Genomic DNA, 11,349 nt, shown 5'->3' with positions numbered 1-11,349 from the left:
GAAAAGCTGGTTGCCAAGAACCCCAAAGCGCGGTTGGGCTGCGCCCAGGCCGTACGGGGAACGAACCGAGGCCCTTCCTTGGGCTAAATAGCCCTTCAAAAGCGCGCCGGTGGCGCGAAAGCGGCGTGCTGAGTGTGGGGGGTGGGAGTGCGGGCGGGTGTGGGGAGGCTGTGGGTCGAGGGCTTGGGCGTGGGTTCGGGTGGTGGGTGGCGACTCGACGTCATCTGCGGAACAAGGGTCGTCGGGGCGTGCGCGTGGGTGGCGGGTTGGGGCAGGCTGTGCAGATGACCAACTCCGAGGCTCCCGCGCGGATCGGCGTCACCGGGCTCGCCGTCATGGGCAGCAACCTCGCCCGCAACCTCGCCCGGCACGGCTTCCGCGTCGCCGTGCACAACCGCAGCACCGCTCGCACCAAAGCGCTGATCGCCGACCACGGCCACGAAGGCGACTTCGTGCCCGCCGAGACGTTGCAAGAACTGGTCGACAGCCTCCAGCGACCCCGGCAGATCATCATCATGGTCAAGGCAGGCGCGCCCACCGACGCCGTGATCGACGAGTTGGTCCCGTTGCTCGAAGCCGGCGACATGGTGATCGACGGTGGCAACGCGCACTACGCCGACACCCGCCGTCGTGAGGCCGCGCTCCGCGAGGCCGGGTTGCACTTCGTCGGCACCGGGATCTCCGGCGGTGAGGAAGGCGCGCTCAACGGGCCGTCGATCATGCCGGGTGGGTCGAAGGAGTCCTACGAGCACCTCGGGCCGGTGTTGGAGGCGATCTCGGCCAAGGTGGACGGTGTGCCGTGCTGCGTCCACGTCGGACCGGACGGGGCCGGGCACTTCGTGAAGATGGTGCACAACGGCATCGAGTACGCCGACATGCAGCTCATCGCCGAGGCCTACGACCTGCTGCACCGCGTCGGCGGGCAGACCCCCGCGCGGATCGCCGACGTCTTCCGCGGTTGGAACACCGGCGACCTGGAGTCCTACCTGGTCGAGATCACCGCCGAGGTGCTCGGGCACACCGACCCGGACACCGGCGCGGCGCTGGTGGACGTGATCGCCGACGAGGCCGAGCAGAAGGGCACCGGGCGCTGGACCGTGCAGGAGGCGCTGGAGCTGGGCGTCCCGGTGACCGGGATCGCCGAGGCCGTGTTCGCGCGCTCCCTGTCCGGTCGGGTGGACCAGCGGCGGGCCGTGCGGGAGGCGTTCGGGGCGTCCCAGGTGACCGCGCAGCCCGACGAGTCCCTTGTGGAGGACGTCCGGCAGGCGTTGTACGCGTCCAAGGTGGTCGCCTACGCGCAGGGCTTCGACCAGATGCGCGCGGCGAGCGCCGAGTACGGGTGGGACCTCGACCTGGGCGCGATGGCGACCATCTGGCGGGGCGGCTGCATCATCCGGGCGCGGTTCCTCGACCGGATCCGCGAGGCCTACGACAAGAACCCCGAGTTGGCCTCGCTGCTGGTGGACGACTACTTCCGCGACGCGGTCAAGAGCGCCGAGGAGGCGTGGCGGCGGGTCGTGGTGAAGGCCGTGACGGCGGGGGTGCCCGCGCCGGGCTTCGTGTCCGCGTTGGCCTACTACGACGGCCTGCGCTCGGAGCGGCTGCCCGCGTCGCTCGTGCAGGGGCTGCGCGACTTCTTCGGCGCGCACACCTACCGGCGCACCGATCGGGCGGGCAGTTTTCACACTCTCTGGTCAGGTGACCGTTCTCAGGTGGACGCCTGACCCCACCGGCTCGACCATGGCCGGGTGCGTGAACGCTTCCGGCGCCACCCCGTCACGGCGGGCTACCTGCTCGCCGTGGCGGGGCTCGCCCTGCTCATGCGGTTCGTGTTCGCCGACGGGATGACGGCGCAGGTCCGCGAGTCGCTGAGCACCAACCCGGCCAACCTCGCCGACCACCCGGTGAACGCCCTGCTGGGCAGCGCGTTCGTGCTGGACCCCGCCGACCCGCTGGTGTTCACCGTGCTGGTCCTGGCGGCGGTGGCCGTGTGCCTGGGCGCGTTCGAGCGCGAGGTCGGGGCGTGGCGGGCGGTCGCGCTCGCGGTCGTCGGGCACGTCGGCGCGACCCTGGTGACCACCGCGGTCATCGCCGCCGGCGCGTACCCGTCCGACCTGACCCACGTGACCGACCTCGGCGTCAGCTACGTGGCCTTCGCCGCCGCGGGCGCGGTGACGGTGTTGCTGCCGATGGTGCTGCGCGGGCCGTGGATGGGCCTCGTCGTGGCGTACCCCCTGCTGACCGCCGACTGGTACGGGCTGGTGCCCGAGTTCGGTGCGGTCGGTCACGTAGCCGCCGCGTTCATCGGATCGGGTTGCGGGGCGTTCGCCGTTCACCGGGTCTACGCGTCGGTCGGGCGGTAAGCCCGTCACCTGCTGTAACGGCCGGGTCGAAGATCAACACGACCGGGTGGAACCGCTGTCAGGCGCGCCACATCGTCGTCATCATGGAGGGGACGCGAGCCGCGTGACGCGGGCTGGCGGTCCCCCCTGTGCCGACCCCCTGTGCGCCGACACGGAGGTGCCACCGTGGCGACTCCCCACGACCGCGCCGAGGCCGAGCCACTGCTCGACGCCTACCGGCCGCACCGCGTGCCGCCCTTAGCGCCGCGTCAGACCCGTTCCGCCGCCGCGCCGCGCGCCTAGGCCCCTCTTCCGCCACACCCCGCGCCACCCCGGCGCGAGGGGCGGTCCCCGTTTGTCCCGAGAGGAAAGTCCGATGAACCGACCGCGCCCCAACAAGTCCCACGCCGGCGAGCACACCACCGCCGGTCCTCCGCAAGGGCTCGCCGCCGTCCTGCGGTACGACGTGCCCGCCTCGCTCGTGGTGTTCCTGATCGCCGTGCCGCTGTCGCTGGGCTTCGCCGCCGCGACCGGCGCGCCGCTGATCGCCGGGCTCATCTCCGCCGCGGTGGGCGGCATCGTGGCGGGCGCCCTGGGCGGCGCGCCGATGCAGGTCAGCGGGCCGGCCGCGGGCATGGTGCTGATCACCGGCGGGATCATCGCCGAGTACGGGTGGGCCGCCACCGCGCTGATCACCGTCGGCGCGGGCCTGGTGCAGGTGGTGTGCGGGCTGACGCGGGTCGGCCGGGTCGCGCTGTCGCTGTCGCCGGCCGTCGTGCACGGGCTGCTCGCGGGCATCGGCGTGACCATCGCGATCGGCCAGTTGGTCGTGGTGCTCGGCGGGCAGCCCGGGTCCACGGTGTGGGTGAACCTGGCGCGGACGTTCGACGTTTTCGACTCCTCCGCGCTGGTCGTCGGGCTGGTCGCGGTGGCGGTGCTGGTGCTGTGGCCGAAGGTGCCGCGCTCGTCCTACGTGCCCGCGCCGCTGGTCGCGGTGCTGGTGGCGACCCTCGTGGGCGCCGGCATGGACGTGGCCCGGGTGGACCTGCCCGCCGACGCGCTGGACCAGGTCGTGCTGCCGCAGATGCCGAGCGGGACGTTCTGGGGCATCGCCTTCGCCGTGCTGGCCGTCGCCGTGGTGACCGCGGTCGAGTCGCTGCTGTCCGCGGTGGCCGTGGACAAGCTGCACGACGGGCCGCGCGCCGACCTCGACCGGGAGCTGGTGGCGCAGGGCGTGGCGAACGCGGTCGCCGGGTCGCTGGGCGGGCTGCCGGTCAGCGGCGGCATCGCGCGCGGCTCGACCAACGTGGCGGCCGGCGCGCGGACGCGGGCCTCGGCGGTGCTGCACGGCGTGTGGATCGCGGTGTTCGTGCTGGCCCTCGGGTCGGTGCTGGAGCTGATCCCGTTGGCCGCGCTGGCGGGTGTGCTGCTCGTCGTCGGCGTGCGGCTGGTGGACGTGCGGCGGATGCGGACGTTGTGGCGGCACGGCGAGTTCGGCGCGTACGCGGTGACCGGGCTGGGCGTCGTGGCGCTGGGCCTGGTGGAGGGCGTGCTGCTGGGCGTCGCGGCGGCGGCGCTGCGGTCGCTCTACCGGCTGACGCACAGCTCGGTGCGGGTGGTCGAGGAGCCGGACGGGTGGCGCGTGGTCATCCGCGGGTCGCTGGTGTTCCTCGGCGTCGGCCGGCTGGTGCGGGACCTGCGCGCGATCCCGTTGGGGCAGAAGGTGGTGCTGGAGCTGCACATCGACTTCCTCGACCACGGCGCGTTCGAGGCGATCGACGACTGGCGCGCCGGCTACGTGCGGCTGGGCGGGCACGTGTACGTGGACGAGGTGCACGACACGTGGTTCTCCAAGGCGACGCGCGGCATCCCGGCCCTGCGCAAGACGCCGCTGTCGCCGCTGCCGCGGTGGTTCGCGCCGTGGTCGCACTGGCAGCGCCGGCGGGCGGTGACCCTGCCCCGGCCGCGCGAGGACGCCGACCCGATGATCCGCGGGATGCACGAGTTCGAGCGCTCCGCCGCGCCCCTGGTCCGACCGTTCCTGGCGGAGCTGGCCGTGCGCGGGCAGCGGCCCCGGCAGCTGTTCATCACGTGCGCCGACTCGCGGGTGGTGCCGAACCTGATCACCACCAGCGGCCCCGGCGACCTGTTCTGCGTGCGCAACATCGGCAACCTGGTGCCCGTCGACGGGGACGACTCGGTGGGCGCGGCCGTCGAGTACGCGGTGGAGGTGCTGGCGGTCGAGACGATCGCGGTGTGCGGGCACTCCGACTGCGGCGCGATGAAGGCCCTGGTGACCGGGTCCGCGCGGCCGGGGTCGCAGCTGCGGTCGTGGTTGCGGGCGGCCGAGCCGAGCCTGATCCGGTTCCACGCGACGGGGTCGTCGGACCTGCCGGCGGTGGAGCGGCTCGCGGTCGCGAACGTGGCGCAGCAGCTGGACAACCTCATGGCGTACCCGAGCGTGCGGGAGGCGGTGGGGGCGGGTGCGCTGCGGCTGGTCGGGATGTACTTCGACATCTCGCAGGCGCGGGTCTACCTGGTCGACCCGGAGCGCGACGGCCTGGAACCGGTCGTCAAGGCGTAGGTCCCGCGGCGGAACCGGCCCCGGTCGGGGGTGCGGGGTCGGTTCCGCCGCGGGTGCGGTCGGGCGGCGCTGAGGGGGGCTCGATCATCGGGGGGAGGCGCGTCGCCCGACCTGGCTCGTGGGGTGTCACACGGCGCTGCGGACGTGGCGGTGCAGGCCCGGCGACTCCGCCGACACCGTCAACGCCAGTTGCGCGCCCAGGTAGGCGCGGCACGGCGAGGGCAGCCGCCGGCTGAACCGGCGCGTGCGGCAGGTGGGGCAGCGGCCGTGCTCGTCGGGGGTGTGCTCGTCCAGCAGCGCCTTCAGGGCGGCCACCACGCGGGGCAGTTCCGAGCGGGCCAGTTCCACGGCGGTGTCGTCGTCGGCGGTCGCCGACAGGCGCACCAGGGTGGCCAGGTGCTCGTGCAGCGACTTGTCGAGCTGGCTGAAGACCGTCGTGGACATCTTCAGCGCTCCTTCCGGGCCTCGCGTGGTGGGTGTCCGAGGAGCAGCCTGCTTGCGGCGACCGGCGGTCTGCAAGTTGCACTACACGAATGGATGACGTCTCTTTGCTCCGTGTGCAGGCGGCCACACACTTCCGTGGGGACCACACGAGGAGGTGCGCCGATGGCACGCGGCGGGAGCCCGACGCTGCGCAAGCGCCGACTGGTCAGCGAACTGCGCAGGCTCCGGGAAGCCGCGTCGCTCACCATCGAGGAGGTCGGCGAGCGCCTGGAGTGCTCCGCGTCCAAGATCAGCCGCATCGAGACCGGCCGCGTCGGCGTGACGCCCCGGGACGTCCGCGACATGCTCGGCGCGTACGGCGCGGACCCGGCCACGCTGGAGGAGCTGGTCCAGCTCGCGCGCGAGGCCCGGCGCAAGGCGTGGTGGGACGAGTTCGGCGACATCGTGCCCGGCCGCTACATCGGGTTCGAGGCCGACGCCGACACCGTCCGCACCTACCAGGGCCTGATGATCCCCGGCCTGCTCCAGCACGAGGCCTACACCCGCGCGCTGATCGCCGACGTGCTGCCCGACGCCCCGCCCGGCGAGGTGGACCGCCGCGTCGCGCTGCGCAAGGCCCGCCAGGCGCTGTTGCACGGCGACGACCCGCTCACCCTGCACGTCGTGATCGACGAGGCCGCGTTGCGCCGGCTCGTCGGCGGTGCGGACGTGATGGGCGCACAATTGCGGAAACTGCGTGAAGTCGGGCGGCTGGAGAACGTCACCCTGCAGGTGGCGCCATTCCGTTCAGGCGGTCACGCTGCGCTCGACGGGCCGTTCGTCATCCTGACATTTCCCGGGGAGTCCGATCCGGACGTGGTATACATCGAAAGCCCGCGCAGTGACGTCTACCTGGAACAGCCGTCCGATGTCGCGAGGTATTCCGACATGTTCGCGCGATTGGCTTCGGCGTCCCTCGGCACGGCGGAGTCGGCGGCCTTCATCGAGCGGGTCGCCCGCGAACTCTCCGCCGACCGGGAGTGACCCCATGCAGCAGGAATGGCGCAAGAGCAAGCGTTCGTCCGCCTCCGGGCCGGAGTGCGTGGAAATCGCGTTGAACGGCGCGGGCGCCGCCGTGCGCGATTCGAAGAACCGCGGCGCCGGCGCGTTGAGCTTCGGTTCGACGCAGTGGTGGCGGTTCGTCGAGGTGGCCAAGAGAGGCCGTTACGACGAGCGCTGAGCGGCGCCGCGGCGCGGGGGGCGGATCTCGTTCGGGGTCCGCCCCCTGACTTTGGTCAAGGGGACCCGTACGACCTTGGTCTGACGGGCCGTAGACCAGGGTCCGATGTGCCGGCTCCAACCGATCCGGTGAACTGTTCGCCCGACAGGGTGGTGGAGTCGGGTCGGGTCTTGCGCTCACCGGTGTTCACCTCCACGGCGTTGGCCGCGTTCACCCGATCGGGCAAGATCTGCGCGGCTGTGGGTTGAAGCACCTTGGGGGAGAAGACATGGCGTTGCTGACCGACGCGTTGGAGGGGCTGGCGGGGCTGCCGCAGCCGGCGGTGCTGGCGGTGACCGGCGCGCTGACGTTGGCCGAGTGCACCCTGGGGGTCGGGTTCATCGCGCCCGGGGAGAGCGCGCTGCTGCTCGCGTCCACGACGGTGACGAGCGTGCCCCGGTTCCTGGTGATGTGGCTGGTGGTGTCGGTGTGCGCGGTGGTGGGCGACAGCATCGGCTACTACCTGGGCCGGCGGTACGGCGACCGGCTGAGGGAGAGCGGGGTGGTGCGCAAGATCGGGCAGGAGCACTGGGACAAGGCCGGTGAGCTGCTGCGGCGGCGCGGGGCGTGGGCGGTGTTCTTCGCGCGGTTCATGCCGGTGGTGCGCACCCTGGTGCCCGCGTCGGCGGGGGCGTCGAAGCTGGAGTACCGGCGGTTCCTGCCGGCGTCGATCGCGGGCGCGGTGTGCTGGTCGGCGCTGCACATCGGGATTGGCTCGGCGGCGGGGGCGTCGGCGAAGTACATCGAGTCGGTGTTCAACGGCGTGATGTGGGTCTTGATGGGGTTGGCGGTGGCGGTGGGCGTGATCGTTTTCCTGCGCAAGCGCCGCAAGGCCGCCGCCGGTGCGGCGGAGGCCAAGGAACTGGAAGAGGTCGCCTGACGCGGGTGTCCCGGTTGGCCGAGGGGGCGCGGCCCGGTTGGCAGTCGGCTTCGGCTGTCGAGCGGAGCCGCGTACGCCCCCCGACATGGTCGAAGGGGCCGCGACCGGGGGTTCGGGTCCCGGGCGCGGCCCCTTCCACTGGGGGAGGGCAACGGACGAGAGCCACCCCCTACCGGATGGCACCGCCCATGGGAACGTTCGAGGGGACGAGGGCGGGCCGGCGTTCCGCCGCCGCGGGCTGGATGCCCCTTGCACGCCGGCCGGCCCTCGTCGTTCTCGGAGAGCAGCGGATGTTCCGCTGTCTGGCCCAACCTTCCCCACCGGGGTTCGCCCTGTGTGGTTGGTCGGACACGCATAGCGTAAGAATGCGGTCTACAGCGCGACTGGAGTCGTACTGAAGTGATCTCCCAGGCTCGTCGTGAGCTGGTGAGCTAGAGCCCTTCGGCGAAGGATCGGTCGGTGGAGTACGACGGCGGGGAGCCCTTGCGGTTCGAGGTGCTCGGCCTGCTCCGGGTTTTGCGCGGCGGCCGGGAAGTCGACCTGGGCGCCGCCAAGCAGCGCGCCGTGCTCGCGGTGCTGCTGCTGGCCCGCAACACGCCGGTCAGCCGGGACCACATCATCGAGGCCGTGTGGGGTGACGCCACCCCGAGCAGCGCGGTCAACCTCGTCCAGACCTACGTGGCCGGCCTGCGCCGCGCCCTGGAACCCAGCCGCGCCCGCCGCGCCCCCGCCGAGACGCTGACCTCCGTCGGCGACGGCTACCTGCTGCGCGTCGACCCGGCCGCGGTGGACCTGGACGCGTTCGAACGCGGTGTCGTCGCCGCCGGCCGCCTGCGGTCCACCGGCGACCTCGAAGCCGCCGCCCGCGTGCTGGACGAGGTGCTGGCGCTGTGGCGCGGCGAACCGCTCGGCGGCGTCACGGGCCTGTTCGCCGAGGTCGAACGGGGTCGGCTGGGCGAGCGCCGGTTGGCCGTGCTGGAGGAGCGGGCCGAGCTGCTGCTGCTCATCGGGCGCGGCTCCGAACTGGTGCAGGAGCTGACCGCGCTGGTCGCCGAGCACCCGCTGCGCGAACGCGTGCACGGCCTGCTGATGCGGTCGCTGTGCCAGGCGGGCCGGCAGGCCGAGGCGCTGGCCGTCTACCGCGAGGCGCGCCGGGTGCTGGTGGAGGAGCTGGGCGTCGAACCCGGCCCCGAGCTGCGCCGGCTCCAGCAAGCGGTGCTCGCCGGGGAGAACCCCGAGCCCGAACGCCCCACCCGCCCGATGGTGATCCCGCCGCAGCCCGCCGAACCGGCCCTGCCGACCACCCCGGCCCAGCTGCCGCGCGCTCCCGTCTCCCTGATCGGCCGCGACGCCGAGCTGGCCAAGCTCGACGGCCTGCTGGCCGCGCACCCGTCCGGCGGGCTGGTGCTGGTGGTGACCGGCCCGGCGGGCGTCGGCAAGACCGCTCTGGCCCTGCACTGGGCGCACCGCGTGCGCGACGAGTTCCCCGGCGGCCAGCTCTACATCGACCTGCACGGCTACGACCCGAACCAGGAGCCGCTGGGTGCGGGCGAGGTGCTCAACCGGTTCCTGCGCACGCTCGGCGTCCCGTCGGCGGACATCCCGGTCACCGTGGAGGAGCGGTCGGCGCTGTTCCGCACGCTCGTCGCCGACCGGCGGATGGTGGTGATGCTGGACAACGCCCGCGGTTCGACCGAGCTGATGGCGTTGCTGCCGGGTTCGCCGTCGTGCGTCGTGGTGACGTCCCGGCGGCGGCTGGTCGGCCTGGTGGCGCACGCCGAGGCCAAGCTGGTCGAACTGGACATGCTCGACACCGACGCGGCCGTCGAGGTCCTGGGCCGGGTCGCGGGCCGCGACGGCGCGGAGGTCGGCGCGCTGCGCCGCCTGGCGGTGCTGTGCGACGGCCTGCCGCTGGCCCTGCGCATCGCCGCCGCCCGCCTGGCGGTGTCCCCGTCGCTGCGCGCGGCGGAACTGGTCGCCGAACTCGACGACGAGCACGGCCGGCTGGCCGCGCTGGGGTTGGAGGACGAGGACTCGACCGTCCGGGCCGCCCTGGACGCCTCCCGCCGCGCCCTGTCCCCGTTGCCGGCGCGGTTGCTGGCGTTGCTGGGCCTGCACCCGGGTCCGGACGTGACGGCCCACGTCGTGGCCGCGATGGGGCGGGTCCGGGTGTCCGAGGCGCAGCGCGCGCTGGACGCGTTGACCGCCGCGAACCTGTTGTCGGTGAACGAGAACGGCCGCTACGGCGCGCACGACCTGGTCCGCGTCTACACCCGGACGCTGGCCGCCGAACTGGCTCCCGAGGAGCGCCACGAGGCGACCAGCCGGATGCTGGACTTCTACCTGCACTGCGCGGACCTGGCCGACGGCCTGCTGCCCGTGGGCCGGGGTTCGGTGCGGGTCGCGCCCGAACTGGTGCCGCTGGAGGTGCCGCGCCTGACCGGTTCCGGCGACGCCATCGCGTGGCTGGACGCCGAGCAGGGCAACATCATCGCGGCGGCCGAACTGGCCGGCGAGGGCACGGACCGGGCGTGGCTGGTGCACGCGTGGCAGCTGCCGTACACGTTGTCGCGGTTCTTCTGGCTGCGGACGGACCGTTCGACGTGGCTGCGGACCACCGAGGCGGCGATGCGGGCGGCGACGTCGCTCGGCGACCCCGAGGCCCGGTTCGTGACGCTGTTCAACCTGGGCGTGGCGCTCAACCAGTTCCACCGGACCGACGAGGCGTTGGAGCGGCTGCGCGAGGCGCTGGAGGTCGCGCGGGGCAGCGGGGACGTCAGCGCCCAGGCGAGGGCGTTGACGACGGTCGCGGACATGCTGCACGGGCTGGGCCGGCTGGACGAGTCGGAACGGTTCTACCGCGAGGCGCTGGAGGTCTCGCGGACAGCCGGCGCCCGCTGGGCGGAGGCGACGGCCCACCACAACCTGGGGTTGCTGTTCCTGTCGAAGCGCCGGTACGACGAGGCGAAGAAGTGGCTGCGGGCGGCCGTCGAGATGTACCGCGAGGTGGGGGAGCAGTGCGGTGAGTCGACGTGCCACGTCGACTTGGCGGCGGTGTTGATGGAGTCGGGCGAGTTGTCGGACGCGGTGTCGTCGGCGCGGACGGCGTTGTCGATCGCGTCGGCGGCGATGAGCCCGTACCACCAGGCGCTGGCGCACGACCGGTTGGCGACGGTGTTCGACCGACAGGGGATGGCCGGGGCGTTGGCACATTGGCAACGGGCGTTGGCCCTGTTCACGGAGTTGAACGCGCCCGAGGCGGACCGGGTGCGGGCACACCTGGCAAGAACCCGGTCAACCGCTCCCGCGACTCCAGCGAACTGACCAAACGACCCGCGCACTTGCCTTTTGAAGGGCTCTACAGCCCAAGGAAGGGCCTCGGTTCGTTCCCCGTACGGCCTGGGCGCAGCCCAACCGCGCTTGGGTCTTTTGTGCAACCACGCTTTACCGGTTGCACAAAAGACCCAAGTGTGGTTGCCTCCGGCAGGCCGTACGGGGAACGAACCGACGCCCTTCCACCCCCGGGGGCCTGCCCGCCGGCGAGGCGCTTTTAATCTTGGGAGCGCTTCGCGCGTTCCAATGCGCGGAGCGCCCCCAAGCGCGAAGCGCGTCCGAGCTTGAGAGCGCGGAGCGCGTTGCGTGAGGACCCGCGAAGCGAGGGCTTGAGAGCGTGAGCGTTGAGTTCAAAGCGAAAAGAGCCTCGCCGGCGGGCAGGCCGCCGGAGATGACGAAAAGCAAAAGAAAGAGCGGGGGCTTCTTGCTTGTGTCATCTCCGTATGGCCTGGCGGAGCCAACCACACTTTTGGCCGGGTGCCGCTAAATTTTTTGCTCGTTCCTCACA

General features: G+C 72.4%; 8 protein-coding genes. 7 read left to right on the top strand and 1 reads right to left on the bottom strand.

From position 1 onward, the window contains the following. Positions 1 to 284 precede the first annotated feature (284 nt). The 3 genes from gndA (at position 285) to AB0A74_RS41260 (ending at position 4,926) form a co-directional block, all read left to right on the top strand. Positions 285 to 1,724, top strand: coding sequence for an NADP-dependent phosphogluconate dehydrogenase (gene gndA / locus AB0A74_RS41270; RefSeq protein ID WP_358258484.1), 1,440 nt, complete (start codon positions 285 to 287; stop codon positions 1,722 to 1,724). Positions 1,725 to 1,748: 24 nt separating this feature from the next. Continuing rightward, complete coding sequence (locus tag AB0A74_RS41265) at positions 1,749 to 2,363, top strand: rhomboid-like protein (RefSeq protein ID WP_358258483.1); 615 nt, start codon at positions 1,749 to 1,751, stop codon at positions 2,361 to 2,363. A 355-nt stretch (positions 2,364 to 2,718) separates the two neighbouring features. Next, the gene (locus tag AB0A74_RS41260) at positions 2,719 to 4,926 is read left to right on the top strand and encodes a SulP family inorganic anion transporter (RefSeq protein WP_358258481.1); all 2,208 of its coding nucleotides are present in this window, start codon (positions 2,719 to 2,721) and stop codon (positions 4,924 to 4,926) included. Positions 4,927 to 5,052: 126 nt separating this feature from the next. Here AB0A74_RS41260 and AB0A74_RS41255 read toward each other — a convergent pair whose 3' ends face one another. Further along, the gene (locus AB0A74_RS41255) at positions 5,053 to 5,370 is read right to left on the bottom strand and encodes a hypothetical protein (protein WP_358258479.1); all 318 of its coding nucleotides are present in this window, start codon (positions 5,368 to 5,370) and stop codon (positions 5,053 to 5,055) included. 162 nt (positions 5,371 to 5,532) lie between these two features. Between AB0A74_RS41255 and AB0A74_RS41250 the strand changes: the two genes are divergently transcribed. From AB0A74_RS41250 to AB0A74_RS41235, 4 genes are all read left to right on the top strand, one after another. Next, positions 5,533 to 6,393, top strand: coding sequence for a helix-turn-helix transcriptional regulator (locus tag AB0A74_RS41250; protein WP_358258477.1), 861 nt, complete (start codon positions 5,533 to 5,535; stop codon positions 6,391 to 6,393). Positions 6,394 to 6,397: 4 nt separating this feature from the next. Beyond that, a complete protein-coding gene (locus AB0A74_RS41245) occupies positions 6,398 to 6,589 on the top strand; it encodes a DUF397 domain-containing protein (protein ID WP_343934410.1) in 192 nt (63 codons plus the stop codon). 268 nt (positions 6,590 to 6,857) lie between these two features. After that, complete coding sequence (locus AB0A74_RS41240) at positions 6,858 to 7,508, top strand: DedA family protein (RefSeq protein WP_358258475.1); 651 nt, start codon at positions 6,858 to 6,860, stop codon at positions 7,506 to 7,508. A gap of 459 nt (positions 7,509 to 7,967) precedes the next feature. After that, complete coding sequence (locus AB0A74_RS41235) at positions 7,968 to 10,832, top strand: BTAD domain-containing putative transcriptional regulator (RefSeq protein ID WP_358258473.1); 2,865 nt, start codon at positions 7,968 to 7,970, stop codon at positions 10,830 to 10,832. Positions 10,833 to 11,349 lie beyond the last annotated feature (517 nt).

It is taken from the genome of Saccharothrix sp. NPDC042600, assembly GCF_040647305.1.
GTDB lineage: Bacteria > Actinomycetota > Actinomycetes > Mycobacteriales > Pseudonocardiaceae > Actinosynnema > Actinosynnema mutabilis.
This window is presented reverse-complemented; position numbering and strand designations above follow the sequence as displayed.